General features: G+C 63.6%; 15 protein-coding genes, 1 tRNA gene and 1 pseudogene. 9 read left to right on the forward strand and 8 right to left on the reverse strand.

All coding sequences use genetic code 11. The features are described 5' to 3' along the window. Positions 1-159: 159 nt before the first annotated feature. The 4 genes from BIU99_RS02255 to BIU99_RS02270 all read left to right on the forward strand — a co-directional run bounded on the left by BIU99_RS02255 (position 160) and on the right by BIU99_RS02270 (position 3,694). A complete protein-coding gene (locus BIU99_RS02255) occupies positions 160-1,293 on the forward strand; it encodes a DNA polymerase III subunit delta' (RefSeq protein ID WP_064294662.1) in 1,134 nt (377 codons plus the stop codon). Positions 1,294-1,302: 9 nt separating this feature from the next. Next, positions 1,303-2,928, forward strand: a complete 1,626-nt coding sequence (locus BIU99_RS02260) for an alpha/beta hydrolase (protein ID WP_083397144.1) — start codon at positions 1,303-1,305, stop codon at positions 2,926-2,928. A 19-nt stretch (positions 2,929-2,947) separates the two neighbouring features. Next, complete coding sequence (locus BIU99_RS02265; RefSeq protein WP_175117477.1) at positions 2,948-3,583, forward strand: TetR/AcrR family transcriptional regulator; 636 nt, start codon at positions 2,948-2,950, stop codon at positions 3,581-3,583. A gap of 35 nt (positions 3,584-3,618) precedes the next feature. After that, positions 3,619-3,694 (forward strand) — tRNA-Thr (locus BIU99_RS02270). A 91-nt stretch (positions 3,695-3,785) separates the two neighbouring features. Here the strand turns inward: BIU99_RS02270 and BIU99_RS19275 are convergent. The 7 genes and pseudogenes from BIU99_RS19275 to BIU99_RS02300 all read right to left on the reverse strand — a co-directional run. Then, positions 3,786-4,097: pseudogene (locus BIU99_RS19275) on the reverse strand (tyrosine-type recombinase/integrase); the annotation flags it as partial. Between the two features lie 233 nt (positions 4,098-4,330). Then, positions 4,331-5,119 carry an ABC transporter ATP-binding protein gene (locus tag BIU99_RS02275; protein ID WP_071259048.1) on the reverse strand — a complete coding sequence of 263 codons (789 nt, stop codon included), beginning with the start codon at positions 5,117-5,119 and terminating at the stop codon, positions 4,331-4,333. Then, complete coding sequence (locus BIU99_RS02280; protein ID WP_071259051.1) at positions 5,116-6,168, reverse strand: iron chelate uptake ABC transporter family permease subunit; 1,053 nt, start codon at positions 6,166-6,168, stop codon at positions 5,116-5,118. Before BIU99_RS02280 ends, BIU99_RS02275 begins: the two co-directional genes overlap by 4 nt. Before the next feature lie 4 nt (positions 6,169-6,172). After that, on the reverse strand, positions 6,173-7,252 hold the full coding sequence (locus BIU99_RS02285) for an iron chelate uptake ABC transporter family permease subunit (protein ID WP_083397146.1): 1,080 nt from the start codon (positions 7,250-7,252) through the stop codon (positions 6,173-6,175). A gap of 7 nt (positions 7,253-7,259) precedes the next feature. Continuing rightward, positions 7,260-8,219, reverse strand: coding sequence for an ABC transporter substrate-binding protein (locus BIU99_RS02290; protein ID WP_071259354.1), 960 nt, complete (start codon positions 8,217-8,219; stop codon positions 7,260-7,262). A 411-nt stretch (positions 8,220-8,630) separates the two neighbouring features. Next, positions 8,631-9,029, reverse strand: coding sequence for a hypothetical protein (locus tag BIU99_RS02295; RefSeq protein WP_139205305.1), 399 nt, complete (start codon positions 9,027-9,029; stop codon positions 8,631-8,633). A 505-nt stretch (positions 9,030-9,534) separates the two neighbouring features. After that, positions 9,535-10,338 carry an ATP-grasp domain-containing protein gene (locus BIU99_RS02300; protein WP_071259058.1) on the reverse strand — a complete coding sequence of 268 codons (804 nt, stop codon included), beginning with the start codon at positions 10,336-10,338 and terminating at the stop codon, positions 9,535-9,537. A gap of 429 nt (positions 10,339-10,767) precedes the next feature. On the opposite strand from BIU99_RS02300, the gene BIU99_RS19625 reads away from it, so the two are divergent. From BIU99_RS19625 to BIU99_RS19640, 4 genes are all read left to right on the forward strand, one after another. Next, positions 10,768-11,790: a ComEC/Rec2 family competence protein gene (locus BIU99_RS19625; RefSeq protein ID WP_175484333.1), complete on the forward strand. Its 1,023-nt coding sequence runs from the start codon at positions 10,768-10,770 to the stop codon at positions 11,788-11,790. Between the two features lie 6 nt (positions 11,791-11,796). Beyond that, a complete protein-coding gene (locus BIU99_RS19630) occupies positions 11,797-12,516 on the forward strand; it encodes a hypothetical protein (RefSeq protein WP_139205307.1) in 720 nt (239 codons plus the stop codon). Positions 12,517-12,630: 114 nt separating this feature from the next. Next, positions 12,631-14,217, forward strand: a complete 1,587-nt coding sequence (locus BIU99_RS19635; protein ID WP_139205308.1) for a helix-turn-helix domain-containing protein — start codon at positions 12,631-12,633, stop codon at positions 14,215-14,217. Positions 14,218-14,429: 212 nt separating this feature from the next. Further along, positions 14,430-15,377, forward strand: a complete 948-nt coding sequence (locus tag BIU99_RS19640) for a hypothetical protein (RefSeq protein WP_139205309.1) — start codon at positions 14,430-14,432, stop codon at positions 15,375-15,377. Between the two features lie 123 nt (positions 15,378-15,500). Here the strand turns inward: BIU99_RS19640 and BIU99_RS19865 are convergent, their stop codons facing one another. Continuing rightward, positions 15,501-15,647: a hypothetical protein gene (locus BIU99_RS19865; protein ID WP_175484334.1), complete on the reverse strand. Its 147-nt coding sequence runs from the start codon at positions 15,645-15,647 to the stop codon at positions 15,501-15,503. An 80-nt stretch (positions 15,648-15,727) separates the two neighbouring features. Here BIU99_RS19865 and BIU99_RS19870 point away from each other — a divergent pair, with 80 nt between their 5' ends. Further along, complete coding sequence (locus tag BIU99_RS19870; protein WP_175484335.1) at positions 15,728-15,898, forward strand: hypothetical protein; 171 nt, start codon at positions 15,728-15,730, stop codon at positions 15,896-15,898. The last annotated feature ends 263 nt before the right edge of the window (positions 15,899-16,161 follow it).

Here is a 16,161-nt window from a genome sequence, read left to right on the forward strand (position 1 = left end):
CTGTCGAAGGGCGAGCGTGAGGGGTCGGCACTTCGACAAGCTCAATGACCGGTGGAGCAGCTCAGTGACCGGTGGAGCAGCTCAGTGACCGGTGGGTCGGCTCGGTGACCGGCACTGACCCCGCCGGCTCACGTCGGTACCGCCCGGTATCGTAGTCGCATGGCTTCCTGGACCGACTTGACGGGTCAACGCGACGCGATCGAGCTCCTCCAGTCGGCGTCGGACCCGATCACGCCCAAGGGCCTCACCCACGCCTGGCTCATCACCGGGCCGCCCGGTTCCGGTCGCTCGACCCTCGCCTACGCCTTCGCCGCCGCGCTCCTCAGCCGCGAGCCCGGGGGCGACGACGTCACCCGTCGTCAGGTGGAGGCGCGCACCCACCCCGACCTCTCCGCGCTGAGCACCGATCGCGTGATCATCACGATCGACGAGGTCCGCGACCTCGTCCGGAACGCCTACCGCGCGCCGTCCGTCGGTCGCTTCCGCGTCATGGTCGTCGAGGACGCCGACCGCATGACCGAGCGCACCTCCAACCTGCTGCTGAAGTCGCTCGAGGAACCGCCGAGCAGCACGATCTGGGTGCTGTGCGCGCCGAGCGAGGCCGACCTGTTGCCCACCATCCGGTCGCGCGTCCGCTCGGTCCGCCTCGGCGTCCCCACCATCGACGACGTCGCCGAGCTGCTGGAACGGCGGGACGGCGTGGCGCCCGAGCTCGCCGAACGCGCCGCCCGCGAGGCGCAGAGCCACGTCGGCATGGCCCACCGCCTCGCGACCGACCCCGGCGCGCGGCAGCGCCGTGAGTCCACGCTCCGTGCCGTGCTCGACATCCGTAGCGCCGGCCAGGCGGTCGTCACCGCTGGCCGCCTCCTCGAGCTGGCGGGCGACGATGCGAAGGCGTACACCTCGCTGCGCGACGAGGCCGAGCGGGAGAGCACCCTGCGCTCGCTCGGCGTCGAGCCCGGTCAATCGGTCCCGCCGGCCCTCCGCTCGCAGGTGCGGGCGATGGAGGAGGACCAGAAGCGGCGCGCCACCCGCAGCCTGCGCGATGGCCTCGACCGGATCATGGTCGACCTGCTCTCGCTGTACCGCGACATCGTGCTCCTGCAGCTGGGGCACGACGCCACGATCATCAACCGTGAATTGCGTCCGGAACTCGAGGAAGCCGCTCGCCGGACGACGCCTGCGGTTACGATCGAAACCTTGGAGGCGATCTCCGTCGCCCGCACACGAATCGAAGGGAACGTCGCCCCGGCGCTGGCCTTGGAGGCCATGCTCGTGTCGGCGGTCCGGTAGGGAGCCTCTGTGACTTCGCCCAGGCAGCAGCCGTCGGACTCGACGGGATCGACCGGTGCGCCCCGTCGCAGGGGTCCCGGTGCGCGCCGTACGGCGCGGGTCGCCCTGGTGGCCGGTCTCGCGGTCGCGGCGCTCACCCTGAGCGGGTGCGTAACCGCCTTCCTGCCGCCGAAGGCCGCCGAGCCGACGACGTCGTCCTCCTCGCCGGCGACGAGCGACGTCGACGCCGAGCTGAAGCCCTTCTACGAGCAGAAACTCGACTGGAAGACCAGCGGCTGTGCCGACGGCTTCGAGTGCGCCACGGCGAAGGCGCCCATCGACTGGGACAACCCCTCCGACGGCGAACTCTCCCTGGCGCTCGTGCGGCACCAGGCCACGAACGGCAAGCCGATCGGCTCGCTCTTCATGAACCCCGGCGGCCCGGGTGGTTCCGGTTACAGCCTCGTCGCCGACAGCCTCGATTTCGCGGTCGACAAGGACCTCCAGGAGAACTTCGACGTCGTCGGCTTCGACCCCCGCGGTGTCGGGAAGTCGACGCCGGTGAAATGTCTGACCGACTCGGAGATGGACGCCTACCTGTACGACGTCACGCCGGGGAAGCGCGGTTCCGACGAGTGGATCGCCGCGAACGAGAAGGCCGCGAAGGACTTCGGCGACGCGTGTGCGGAGGAGACGGGCAAGATGCTCGAGTTCGTCGACACGCAGAGCGCCGCGAAGGACCTCGACATGCTGCGCGCCGCCGTCGGCGACAAGCAGCTCTACTACCTCGGGTACTCGTACGGCACGTTCCTCGGAGCGACCTACGCGGAGCTCTTCCCGAAGAACGTCGGGCGCCTCGTGCTCGACGGCGCGATCGACCCGTCGACGTCGAACTTCGAGGTCGTCAAGGAGCAGGCCAAGGGCTTCGAGAGTGCTCTGCGCGCCTACCTCGAGGACTGCATGACGGGCAAGGACTGCCCGTTCAGTGGCTCGGTCGACAGCGCGATGACCGAGATCAAGACGCTCCTCGACGAGGTCGACGCGAACCCGATCCCCGGCGACGACGGACGTGAGCTGGGCGGCAACACGCTGCTCACGGCGATCATCTACCCGCTGTACCAGGCCGATGCCTGGCCGTACCTCAGCCAGATGTTCGACGAGGTCATGCAGGGCGGGACCGACATCGCCTTCCAGTTCGCCGACGGCTACAACGGTCGCAACGAGTCCGGCAAGTACGCCGACAACCAGACCGAGGCCTTCAACGCGATCAACTGCCTCGACTACAGCTACGACGACGACAAGACGAAGATGGCCGACGAGGCGAAGCAGCTGGAGGAGGCGGCTCCCGTGATCGGCGAGTACATGGCCTACGGCGACACGTTCTGCGCCAACTGGCCGTACCAGACGCGGACCGAGCGTGGGGAGATCCACGCGAAGGGTGCTGCGCCGATCCTCGTCGTCGGGACGACGAACGACCCGGCCACGCCGTACGTCTGGGCGCAGAACCTCGCGGAGCAGCTCGACAAGGGTCAGCTGATCACCTACAAGGGTGAGGGTCACACCGGCTACAACAAGGGCAGCGACTGCGTGAACCAGGCAGTCGACCAGTACCTCATCGACGGCACGGTGCCGTCGAAGGACCCGATGTGCAGTTGACGGTGGGATCCTGATGACCATGACGGCGCCGGCTGAACTCGGGCTCCGCGAGCGGAAGCGGCTCGCGACGCGTCGGGCGATCCAGCACGCGGTGCTGACGCTTGCGAGTGAGCAGGGGCTCGAGAACGTGACGGTCGAGGAGGTGAGTCGTCGGGCGGAGGTCTCGCCGCGGACCTTCTTCAACTACTTCGGGACGAAGGAGGAAGCGCTGATCGGCGACATCCCGCTGATCCCTGACGGCGACGCCCTGCACGCCTTCCTGACCGCGGGGCCTGCCACCGACGTGCTCACCGATCTGGGGGAGCTCCTGGCCAGGACTGTCGGTGACGCCGACGAGGACGTCGAGATCCACCATCTCCGCAAGGACGTGCTGCGCGACCACCCGCACCTGCTGGGTGCGCGGATCGCGAGCATGCGCGGCTTCGAGGAGGGCCTCTACAAGGTCGTCGAGCGCCGGGTGTTGAACGACGACCCGACGCTCGCGGAGGACGCCGAGGCGCTGTTCGACCGCTGCTGGATGGTGACGATGGTGGGCTTCGCCGGCCTGCGCCACGCGTGGCGTTGCTGGGCCGATGCGCCGACGCCAGGGTCCCTCGCCGAGCGGATCCGTCGTTCTTTCGCCGAGCTGTACACGACGGTCCAAAAGCTGCGCTAACATGGATACTCGTGCGCCGGGCGACCAGCGCACGCGCCGCCCTAGCTCAGTCGGCAGAGCATCTCACTCGTAATGAGAAGGTCAAGGGTTCGATTCCCTTGGGCGGCTCCACCAGCTTCACCCGGCCGTTGCCCTGGACACCCCAGGTCAGCGGCTATTTTCTTGCCCCGACCCGGCCGCACACGTCTCCTGGCTTTGGCCGTCAGGTGTGGTTTTCGGCCCGATTGACAGCAACGCTGACAGCAACGGCTGACAGCAACGCCCACGCACGACGACGATCGCCGGCGCACGACAGCGGTCGGTTGAGGCTTGGGCCTCGAGCGTCGAGCGCGGAGTTCATCGCCGCAGAAGCGCTCTTCAGCGTCGCTGTAGCGACGTGCGAGTAGATGTCGGAGGTGATCGCCATGTTCGAGTGTCCAAGGATTTCCATGACGACACGCATCTGCACACCCTGCGAGAGGAGCAAGGATGCGCAGGTGTGGCGCATGTCGCGGAGCGCCGAGTGCGGCTCAGAATTTGATCGCCTGAGTAGCTACACCGCCAGTCCGGGCGGCAGTGCGTCGACGACGACTTATGGGAACCGTGAGTCATTGATCGCGTGTGGGGTCCCTTCCTTGCGTGACGTTGGGCGGAACACTCTCCTGGGTTCTCGTCTCGCTCCGACGCAGGCGCATGATCGATAGTCACGGCAACGGCAACGGCAACGGCAACGGCAACGGCAACGGCAACGGCAACGGAAGTACGCCTCTATATGGGGTGCGGCCAACGCGGCAGGACGAGGGGACTGCCCGATTCCGGGTCCTGGATGACACGCGCGTCGAGTCCGAATACTTCGGACACAAGCGACTCGGTGATGACCTCGGCCGGGGTTCCGGTGTCGACGACCTCACCGTCTTTCATCGCGATGATGTGGTCGGCGTAGCGTGCGGCTTGGTTGAGATCGTGCAGGACAGCGACGAGCGTATGGCCTTGCACACGGTTGAGTGTGCGGCACAACTCGAGCAGTTCGATCTGGTGGCTGACATCGAGATAGGTGGTTGGCTCGTCGAGCAGCAGGATCGGTGTCTGCTGGGCCAGTGCGACCGCCATCCACACTCGCTGGCGCTGCCCGCCTGAAAGCTCGTCGACGAGGCGGCCGGAAAGCGCCCGGATTCCGGTGGAGTCCATCGCTGAGGCGACTGCGGTCTCGTCGTCGGGCGACCAGGGTGCGAACAGACGCTGATGTGGGTAGCGTCCCCGCGTCACCAGATCGACGACGCGGATGCCGTCGGGCGCGACGGGACCCTGTGGGAGCAGGCCCACCTCGCGCGCCACTTGTTTGGTCGGCATCTTGTGCAGGCTGCGGCCGTCGAGCAGCACGCTACCGCGCGTCGGCGGTAAGAGTCGGGTGAGGCTCTTGAGGAGAGTGGACTTGCCGCAGGCGTTGGGCCCGACGATCACGGTGAATGCTCCGTCGGGGATATCCACCGATACGTCTTCGCAGACCAGCTTGTCGGAGTAGCCGAGCGCGGCACCGTCGACGATCAGTCGGGTCATCTCTTCTTTCCCTCTCGCAGGAGTAGCCATAGGAAGTACAGTCCGCCGATCGACACCGTGACGATGCCGACGGGCAGGGGCGAATCGGGGTGGATGCGTTGGGCGACGACATCCGCGAGCAACAGCAGCAACGCTCCTACTGCGGCCGTGGGCCCTAGTGCGAGTCCGTCGGAGCGCACGAGGCGCCGGGCGATCTGCGGTGCCGCCAGTGCGATGAACGAGATCGGGCCGACCGTCGCCGTCGCGAGTGCGGTGAGGCCGATGCCGACGACGATCGCCGACACCTGCACCGCGCGCACATTCTGTCCCAGCGCCGTTGCGAACGGCGTCCCGATTTGCAGGAGTCGCATCGGCCGGCTCAACGCGATGGCCGCCACGATGAACACTGCCGAGCCGACGAAGGCGGCAGCGAATGTGGGCCACGAAACACCGGAAAGATTGCCGGCACCCCAGAGGCTCGCCATGATCGCATCCTCCACCGTTGCCGTCAGCAGGATCCAGACGTTCACCGACGCGAGCATGGCGCTCACGCCGATGCCCACGATGATCAGCCGCACCCCGCGCACGGAACCTTGCTTCGACGACAGGAGGAACACGAGGAACGCGGTGACGATGCCGCCTATGAGTGCCGCGATCATCGTCTCGACCGAGCCGCCACCGATGAGCAGCATGACGATCAGGGCGCCGGTGTACGAACCGGTCTGGAACCCGATTACGTCGGGGGAACCGAGCGGGTTACCAGTGAGGTTTTGGAAGATCGCGCCGCTCATCGCCAGGCACGCACCGAGCAGCACGGCCATGAGGATGCGGGGCGCACGCCATTCGAGTACGACCATGTTGGTGTAGTCGTCACCCTGACCGACGAGGGCGCTGAGCGCCTCGACCGGTGATATCTGCGCCGATCCCGAAAACACTGCGAACACAGCCAGCAGCACGATGCCGACCCAGAGGGCGGTACAGAGGCGAGCTGACAGCCCATCCACCAGCAGGAATGGCCGCGAGTGCGGGCCGATGCGGTGTACGCGTCGGCCGAAGTCGAGTTCGGTCACGCCGTCATACCTCCGAGACCCGGAATCGGCGCACCATGTAGATCAGCACCGGGGCACCGATGAACGCCGTGACGACGCCAACCGGTACCTCGCCCGCCGTGATGACACGGCCCAGCACATCGGCGAACCCCATCACGGTGGGCGCGATCAGCACCGAGTACGCGAGGATCCATCCCTGGTGAGGGCCCACGATCATGCGCGCGATGTGTGGGGCGAGCAGGCCGAGGAAGCCGATGGGTCCGGCCGCCGCGGTCGCTCCGCCGGCGAGAAGGGCGATCGCGACGAGCGCGACGATCCGGATGCGGTTCGGGTGGGCTCCCATCGCGACGGCGGATGCTTCGCCGAGCGAGAGCAGGTTGAGTGATCGTGAGCTGAGCATCGCAAGGATCAATCCTGCGACGATGAACGGCACGATCGCGAGCGTCGCGTCGAGCGGTTGCGAGGCCGTGGTCCCGGCCGACCATCCGCGCATCTTCTGCAGGACCTCGGAGTTCGACAGCAACACGGCCGACGAGAACCCCGACAGCACGGCCCCAAGGGCGACACCCGACAGCGTCATGCGCACCGGGTTGCCGCGGGCCGAGCCGGTGTTGCCGATCATGAAGACCAGCACTGAGGTGATCATCGCGCCCGCGAACGACCACCACATGTATTGGGAGATGTCCGTCATCCCGAAGAATGCCAGTCCCACAACGACCGCTAGCGATGCGCCTGCGTTCACTCCGAGGATGCCGGGGTCGGTCATCGGGTTGCGGGTGACAGCCTGCATCAGGGCCCCGGCGACGCCGAGGGCTGCGCCCGCGACGAGCACGAGGACCGTGCGCGGCACGCGAGAGAGCCAGACCGTCTGGGAGATGGCGTCGGCGGGGTCGGGGTGGAAGAGCACGTGCACCACATCGGCCGGCGGAAGGCTGCGCGAACCGACGAGCATGCTGGCTGCGAGCGCCGCCAGACATAGGAGCGCCAGCGGGATCAGGCCGATCCACCGCCGTAGGCTCGAATTGCTCGCGGCGGACGCACGCGGGTCCGCCCCGGACAGGGAAGTGTTCGGGGCGGACACGGATGCCGTGGGCTGCGAGGGCATCGGAAGGTCAGGAGACCTTGGTCGACGAGGAGACGAGCGCGGCGACGTCGTTCAGCCACGCCGCGTAGGTCGAGGCGGTCATTGCGCCTTTCGAGCTCCAGGCGCCCAACTGGTCGGCCTGCACGGCGGGAAGCGCGTCCCACAGTTCGGAGCTGAACGAGAATTCTTCGCTGTAGCCCTCGACGAGCAGGATGTCGGCGGGGTAGGTCGAGGCATCCTCCCACGCGACCTGGCCCCACGGGTTGCCGGTCTTGGGAGCGTCGGCGCCGACGATGGTGGCGCCGAGCTCCTCGAGCAGTTCAGCTTGCGCGAAGCCGACGCCGGTGTAGAGCATCTCCTTGGCGGGGCTCGTGAGCATCAGGTTCAGTTTCTTATCGGTGATGGCATCGCTGAATGCTTGCCTTGCCTGCTCCAGGTCTTCGTCGGACTGGACGATCGCCTCGGAGGCCACGTCGCCGCCGAAGAAGTCGGCGATCTCGCGGGTGTCGGCGATGCGCCCTTCGATCGTCTCGCTACTCGGCAGCGGCACGAACGGCGCGACGCGGGTGATCTGCGCATTGACGTCTTCGTCGAACCAATTCCAGCCGTCGGCCGTGCCCTGGCCGATGATGGCGTCGGGTCGCAGTTTGGCGAGCTTCTCGACATCGATCTCTCCGTCGGTGCCGACGACCTCGATGTTGGAGATGTCGGCATCGCCCATCACGAAGGGGTTGTCGCATTCGTATCCGAAAAGAGCGACGGGCTCGACGCCATACTCGTGCAGCGAGCTGTATGCGTAGCAGTCCATGACGATGTTCTTCGGTTGCGTGTCGAAGTCGATCGCAAAGCCGTTAATCGAGGGGTGCTCGAGGGTGACGCCGCCGCCGCTGCCGGCGGACTGTTCGGGGGCGGCTCCCGTCGAAGCACAGGAGGCGAGCAGCAGGGCGGACGTGGCGACGAGGACAGCGAGGGAGGACCGGCGGAGCACAGCGAAGACCAATCTTTCGGCGGAAGGGGATCGTCTCGACTGTAGCAAAGTTAGGGTAGGTAATCCTAACTAGCTAGTGGCCGGCCCTGAAACCCTGGGCGTGCTGCTAGACGATGACCTGAAGTCCGAATCAGGCACCGCCTCATGCGTCGGAAAGAGCACAGACGTAGCAGTTGCCTCGCCGCGTGGGGATGGCATCGACGCGGACCCGGCGTTTCAGGCCACGAACGTCCACGCGGAGTATGTAAGGCACCTCGACGCGCGCAAGCTCGACGAGGAACGCGTTCTGAACGCGTATGGGATGCATGGCACCGTCCTCGACGTTGAGGGCGTTCAGACTGCTGAATCACCCAAAGCGTCATCCACCAGGGCGGTACCCCTGCGGCCGGTCGAATCGAGTGACGGGACTGTTCAGTCGTGCGCGCTGAACGGGATCAGGGCACACGCTGCCTGATCGGTACCGATGAGGCGGGCGAGTTCTGCCTCGCAATCGGCGGCGCCGAGCTGTCCAGATCGAACGACGACGACCAAGCATCGCTGCGACAATGAGGCGACCGCTTCGTACCAGCCAGTCGGTGTCGGCGCCAGGCTATCGCGTTGCTTGAGCAGGCAGACACCGTTGACCGTGACCCGCAGCTCGGTAGGCGTGACGTCGACGGCACCAGGCGCGTTGCTGACGACCTCGCCGAAGCGAGACCAGCCAAGGCCGCGGAGTCCGACGACGATGTCCGACTGCACCCGCTCGACGATGATCAACATCGGAATTGGTGGCAACGCACTACCGCCCGACTGGAAGATCTTCTGATACATCGCGCCTCTCAATTCCGGAGCTCAAACCTACCGCCGAATCCCTGTCGTGGAGCCGTTCTATCCGCAATGCGCGATAGTCGTGCGATTCTCAGAGTATGAGGTCATCGGACCGTTTCTGCGTCCTCAGGAGCTGCTGGGACGGCTAGAGACCGAAGGCTCGGACGGGCAGATCCCCGGCGCAATTCTCCTGGGTCTTTTCGCGATCGTGTCATTCGGATGTGGCCTGTGGGGCAGGCGAGGTTCGGCGCACGAATCGCTGACGATCTTCGCCGTGAGGGCTACACCCTCGATCGGCCGGTGCCACTGCGCAGCACCCATCTCTTCTGCAAGTGGAGCCGACGCAACCAGATCTCCCGTGAGGCGATCTTCGCGGTAGGCGCGAAGCGCGGCGGCGGGGACGGGCGATGACCTCACTGACGAAGATCAGCCTCCGAAAGGTGGGATCTCCGTCACCAGGGTCGACTTCGACTTCGCTGTGACACTTCTCAGATCCGCTGGTTCCGGCTCACTCGGCTGCGCTCCGGAGGCGGTGGACGGCGTCGACGATGGTGTCCGAGTCGCACCCGTAGAAGTCGGCACCGCTGAAGGGGTTGAGTTCGATCAGACGGAGCCCGTCCGGCCCGTCCCCGACGTCCATGATGAACGCCGACTCAGGGAGAGGCAGGGAATCGAGGACACTCGCTCCGCACCGGCGCGCAGGGTGGTCCGCCTCGATTGACGCGCCGGCGGTGCGCCCGTCGGCGGCGTATCCGCTGCCGGCGACGACGGTGCCGCCGACGACCACCAGGCGCCATTCTGCGTACACGTCGACCACTGGAGAAACGATGACGGGCAGATCTGCGTCGTCGTAGTAGAAGCCGTAGTCGAGAGACTCCAACGTGATGGATGCACGCTCGAGTACGCGACCACTGAACGGCTTCAATGGGCTGTCGGGGCGAACGAAGACGCGGTCGCCGAATGCTTCGGGTGCGCCGGTTGCAACGAGTTCCGAGACGGTCGTGAACACCGATGTCGGTGTCAGGAGCAGGTCTCTCACCGCCGGGTGCCAGCTCGAACATGCGAACCGGTCGGTCGCGCAGAACGCGCCAGGTAGCCACTGCGCCTCGCGGGCGATCCAGTCCGCGTTCGCCAGGGACCCGTGGAACACCACTGGTCCCGGAACGTCCGGAAGTCGACCGTCCGCGAGCCAGGCGTCGCTCCAGTCGAGGATCGTCCCGCCCGCTCGGATGATCGCTGCTCGAAGCGTTTCGTTGCCGCTGCTGAAGACCCCGCGCTCCAAGGCCCACGTCGGAGCTGTACCTGCCGTCATCGCACCAGTATGAATCACGATCGAACCCTCCCCCGGATGCTCGGAGCGCCGGGGCGCCCACTGGCAAAGGAATTGCTTTCAACGCGGTATCGCGGGGCGAACTCATCGCGCGTTACAACCGCTGGGCGTCGCAGCTCGCAGAGTGGGCTGAGCAAATCCAAAGCGGCGCGGCGTCACCGGCCCAATACCTCGATCAGCTGGCGCGCTTTCGCGCGAATCTCCTACACACCGAGCCTTGAAGATCTGCTGACTCGTCCGGAGACACTGAAGGGCCATGCATCACGCCACCGAGCCGCGCCTGCGGGAACGACTCAGTATTCGCACCCGGTTTGCATCTCGCAGTATTTCGATCCTGCCTCCATTAAGAGACCGTCTCGTCATCGGCGCGGTCTAGCCTTGAAAAAACAAACTAACGGATGGAGCTGGATAGTGATCGAAGTTGAATTCATCCCGATTGGGGACAAAACAAACACGGGAGATGCAATCTTGTGTCATTTTACCGAACCGGGTACTATGATCGATCGGGTAGTTCTGGTCGACGGCGGATTTAACGAAACGGCGACACAGATCGCTGCGCATGTCCGAAAGTACTACGGCAAATCGCACATCGATCTCATGGTGTGCACCCACCCCGATGATGACCACATCAACGGTTTGTTCGGAGTGCTGGACGAGCTCACGGTCGGAGAGCTGCTTATCCACCAGCCCTCGGCCCACGGATACACTTCCGACGATGTTAAATCCGCGAAGGTCAACGATCTCATCAAGCTCGCTCAGAGCAAGGGGACGAGCATCACGACCAGCGCGTTCGCGGGCGCGGCGTTCTTCTCGGATGCCATCAGAGTCGCAGGACCAACGCAGGACTACTACAAGTCTCTTCTAGGAGACCAGGTCACCGAGGACTCTCTAGCAAGGAAAGCTTGGTCGGTCCTGAAAGCGTCTGCTGCGGCTCTGCGAGGCGCTCTCGCGTCCGTGGGCAACGATCCGGGTGAAGGAACCCTTACCGACAACGGCGGAACAACAGCGCGCAACAACTCAAGTGTCGTCCTCGACATTCAAGTTGAGGGTTATCGAGTGCTCCTGACCGGAGACGCTGGAGCGCCGGCGCTGGAGCGTGCAGCGAATTTCCTGGAGGCGTCCGGACGGAGCGCTATCGGGGTTCCGGCGTTCATCGACGTTCCGCATCACGGTTCTCGCCACAACCTCACAACCGAAATCATGAACCGGATTGCCGGTCCGGTGGTTGGTGCTACAGGTCAGCGAACTGTGTTCGTGAGCGTCGGCAAGGAAGCAGACGATTTTCCGCGCCCCGAAGTCGCGAACGCCTTCACCCGACGCGGTTACTCCGTATGTGCCACTAGAGGCCAGGTCATCAGGTGGCAACGAAACGCGAACCCGCGACCCAGTTGGACACCACTCACCCCGTTGACCTGGCTCGATCCGGATCAGTAGAGCTCTGTGGATCATTCGTACGAGCGGGCAACACAACTTGGCCCCTCGGGTGCCGTTCTGGCACCGCTGACCATCTTCGCTCTGCTCACCTTCCAAGCCCAGGACATCGGTGACCTCGTTCGCTCGGTGATCACCATCGCGGCTGCTGCCGGTTTTCATGTCGTCGCGATGCGACTCGTTCGCGATCGTGGCAACAAGATCCAAGCCTCCTTGTGGTCGTCCTGGGGTGGTAGCACCACCATTCAAGGTCTGCGATGGGAGGGACAATCTGACCCCTCCGTGGAGCGCTTGCACCGCAGAATTCAGTCGATGTGCGGCCTTCAGCTCCCCACGCGATCTGAAGAGCAGCAGGATCCACATGCGGCGGATGAGATCTACAAGGACGCGGCGGCGCGACTCCGGGAGATGACACGGGACCACGTTCGGTATCCCCGCGTCTATTCGGAGTTAGTTCAATATGGCACAGCCCGAAATCTCTACGGCGCCAAGCCCGCGGGCATCGCTGTAGCCGGCGCTACCTTCACTGCAAGCGTGCTGGTGGCTCTGGCCGGGGTTTACGGCGTGTGGGAGATCAACTGGTGGCTGCCTACAGCAGCAGGCATCGCAGCTCTGGGCATCGCTGGCGGATGGGTGACTGTGATCAACCGTGAGTACGTCTTGACTGCCTCTAGACGGTACAGCGATGCGCTGCTGTCCGTCCCAAACGCGCCTGGGCCTGTTCCCTAGCTGCTGCTGCCACGCTAGCTGGCGTCGCAGGCAGGCGTGATGCCATTACAGCTGCCAGGTCTCTCAGCAGCCAGACCGGTCGACGCCAGGTCTCAGGATCGATATCGTTCGCTTATGCCAATTTCAGGGGATGCGTTCGTCGACGGCCGAGTCGACATGGAGAAGCTTCGTGAGCTTCTTGAGCTTGGTGCCGAGCAGGAAGCTCTGGACTTCAAGGCGACCATCGACTTCTCGAATCCTAAGCATCAGGTCGAGCATGTCAAGGACCTGATAGCAATGATGTCGCTCGAAAATGGCGGGTACGTCATCGTCGGTGTCAATGACGATGGTGCAGTGGCCGCTGACCAGCCCGAAATCACTCCGAAGCACTTCGATTCAGCAGCACTGACGCAGAAAGTCTCAGCGTACGTTGACGGCCGGGTAGATATACGAAGTGCTGTCCACGATTTCCCCGTGGCAACTGGCAGTACCCGTAAGGTGGCGCTCATCTACGCCGGACCACCGCCGGGACTGTTCCCGCTGGTCGTCACGAAGCACGGCGAGTACACCCCCGCGGGCGCATCACGCCCTAAATCAGTCCTCCGCATTGGTCAGGTAGTCATACGCAACGGGACGACAACCGACGTCCTTGGCGCACTTTATTGGGAGCGAATCCTGGGGCGCTACCGAGCCAAAATTGAGGCTGACGCTCGTCGAGGGGCCGACGCACTCATGGGACGAGTTGTGGGCCTGCTGGAACAGGCAGAACGCGGCGGAGAACCTACCGCTCCCATCGATGCAGGAATGGAGCTGACGACATTCGTAGCAGCGGCGACGATACTCATCGAGTCAGGCAGCATTGCACGAATGGATCAATTCCTGATACCGACTCTCGGGGATCTGCAGGTTCGAGTGTCGGGATCCGAATATGAAGATGCTCGTCTTGTTCTCGATCGCGTTTTCGTTCTCGCTGCAGCAGCCATGCTCTACGGCACGGAAGCTCAGTTCAACCATGTGATGGATGCGCTAGCCCGGTATTACAGCGGGATACCTCGAATTGCAGACGCCACCAATCCATCCGAAATAAGGCGCGCAACAGCCTGGCTTGATGTTCTAGTTCGTCTATATACTCTCGGGAGCCTCGCCGTCCGCCGCGAGAAGTGGTCCCAGCTTCGCGCGCTTGTGCTTCATCGCTACCAAGTGACGGCAAGCTATGGGTATGCTTCCTGGCTGCGTCATGCAATCACACAAGCCGCGCGGGCTGACGTGCTCACACCGCCGGATGACGAACGCGCAGAAGACCTTGCGGGAGCGGCAGTCATCTCGCGCGCACGGCTAGTCGCACTCGACGTTCCACAGCTCCGCCCCGATTTACCTGATGGCATGGAGGTAAGTGATATCGTGCTCGACAGCCTTTGTCAGTTCGATATTTTGTGGTGCATCATTGCGCAATCTGCTACGACGCGTCCCGGCACAATGGACTTCTACCCCAGCAGCTCCGAACTCAACCAATATCGAGCCGATCCTGCGTTTGAACTGATCGCAACCAATGAGACTGCGCGACACATACTCTTTCCGAACTTGAGCGATTCTCAAATCGTAGAGCTTGTGACCTTCGTCTATGAACGAGCGGAACAGCAGTCCTGGAACTTCAACGGCTTCTGGGGCGAGCTCCCCGGCGTGTTCCAGCTGTGGGCGGAGCGCGTTGCGCCTAGCCGTTGAGACTTCGAGCCATGTCGCTTGTGATCGCAACTCCGGCGCCTGTGCCTTCGACGTCGAAACAGCGCGAGGGTCTGGTGACGTCCCGGCTCAACTACATCAGGCCGCGCTGATCTAGAGCTAGTCGGTTGGGTTCCCAAGGCTCGCGCCGTAGGTGCCGACGATGTTTCCACCGGCATCCCGGTCGATCGAGGCTCGCAACATAGGCTGTCGTCGTGGAAACTCCTGAGCATGCATGGCACTACACAACCGCACATGGGCTCCTAGAAATCGTCAGGCGCCATCGCATCTGGGCGACTTCCGCGGCGTACATGAACGATCGAAACGAGATTCGAGAGGGGCGGGATGCCATACGTCGCGCCCTGGACCGACGAAGGCCGCAACTCGAAGAATGGCAGCTAAAGCTGCTTGCCAAAATGGGGATCGACAGGGACCCGACGCCGATCTCCGTCTTCCTGCTCTCCGCTGCCCTCGACGGTGACTCGCTCACACTGTGGAGAAGCTACGGAGCCGGCGCCGAAGCTGAATACGCCATCGACCTCGACCCGAGCGTCTCTTTGTGGCCAGTGATTCAGAACGACGCCGAACAACACCCCGAACCACCACCCGGCTACTACGAGAACGCTCAAGAAGAAGTCGAACCCGGGCACTTCGCCCAGATGTACGATCCCGACGCGGCGTCAGTACTCGTAAGCGGCTGGGGGAAGGTGGAGTATCTGCGAGACACCAGCCGTGTTGTTGAAGTTGAACTCGAGGAGATCATCGGCGGTCTCAAGAAGTCCGCGGAGGGATCTTTTTACATCATGTTTTCGGACTATCAGGGAGGACTCGATCCCACGGTCTTCTTCAAACAGCCCGGGTTCAGCGATGAGGTTGAAGTGCGTTCAACCTGGCGAGTGGATCCATGGTGGCGATTTGTACTTCACCGCGTTGGGCGATTTGGGATCACTCCTTATGTGGAGGTCGCAGCGAGTAGAGGGAACCCGGACCGCCAACACTGGCGTGGCATCGCGCGAGACGAAACAGGGTTGCTACCGATTCGCTCTATTCGAATTGGCCCAACTCGAGGCGAAGACGATGCAGAGGTAACTCTCCGCGCCTTGCTAGACGCGTACGGATACGGTGGGGTGAAGATCTTACGGAGCTCGACGCCTTACCGCTGACAGCCCCAATCAAGGCACTGTCGGTGGATCATCAGCGGAGGGTTCCCCTTTGTCAGGCGCGACCACACGACTAGCTTCAAACTCCCGCTCAGACCAGTCATTCGATTCTTCGTCGTGGTCAGCTCATTCATGGCCGCAGAAGAGCAGGTGGACGCCGTGCCAGGTGCCGAAGGGCTTCCTGGAGCACTGATAGCTGAGATGCGTGAACTTGAAGCCCAGCTGGGCATCGTAGATCGCCGTCGCGGGTACGCGGCCATTGTCGGCGATCACGCACTAGCGATCGACGTAACACTCTAAATTTGGAACTTCGCCGGTCGGCCGGGACGCTGACTGTCGCAGTTCATGAGCGAATGGCTGATGCTGAGTCACGGCTAGCTGAACTTGAAGCACTCGACGACGACGACCTCCACGTAGTTCTTGTCTATATCGCTCGCATCAGCCAGCTGCAAGCCGCCTACCCGAACTACTATGCCGACACCTCGACGTTCACCAACTATGTTACCGCTCGCTTGCAGACATAGCGGACGCAGCGTTCTGTCCAGGTGTCTCGTGAGGGATCCGCTTGTCGGTATGGGTGAGGCCGGTACGGAATCAATAGATTGCATAAGATATATGTATTGTGCATATTCTGAGTGAGTTGTCTACAGGCTCGGCGCGTCGACGCCGGGCATATTTCTACTCGCACCAGGAGATCGGCGCTGACGTAATCGGGAAACCACCGTGGCCCGTACAGGTACAAAAGCACACCACGACCCGCACCTCACCATCGATATGAGCAAAGTCG

Origin of the sequence: Plantibacter sp. MMLR14_011, from assembly GCF_001865025.1 — a bacterium.
GTDB classification, from domain to species: Bacteria; Actinomycetota; Actinomycetes; order Actinomycetales; family Microbacteriaceae; genus Plantibacter; species Plantibacter flavus_A.

Bases quoted from the DNA above. Each gene is read 5' to 3' on its own strand.
- BIU99_RS02255 (WP_064294662.1), top strand. From the start codon at position 160: ATGGCTTCCTGGACCGACTTGACGGGTCAACGCGACGCGATCGAGCTC.
- BIU99_RS02265 (WP_175117477.1), top strand. From the start codon at position 2,948: ATGACGGCGCCGGCTGAACTCGGGCTCCGCGAGCGGAAGCGGCTCGCG.
- BIU99_RS02275 (WP_071259048.1), bottom strand. From the start codon at position 5,119: ATGACCCGACTGATCGTCGACGGTGCCGCGCTCGGCTACTCCGACAAG.
- BIU99_RS02285 (WP_083397146.1), bottom strand. From the start codon at position 7,252: ATGCCCTCGCAGCCCACGGCATCCGTGTCCGCCCCGAACACTTCCCTG.
- BIU99_RS02295 (WP_139205305.1), bottom strand. From the start codon at position 9,029: ATGTATCAGAAGATCTTCCAGTCGGGCGGTAGTGCGTTGCCACCAATT.
- BIU99_RS02300 (WP_071259058.1), bottom strand. From the start codon at position 10,338: ATGACGGCAGGTACAGCTCCGACGTGGGCCTTGGAGCGCGGGGTCTTC.
- BIU99_RS19635 (WP_139205308.1), top strand. From the start codon at position 12,631: ATGCCAATTTCAGGGGATGCGTTCGTCGACGGCCGAGTCGACATGGAG.
- BIU99_RS19870 (WP_175484335.1), top strand. From the start codon at position 15,728: ATGGCTGATGCTGAGTCACGGCTAGCTGAACTTGAAGCACTCGACGAC.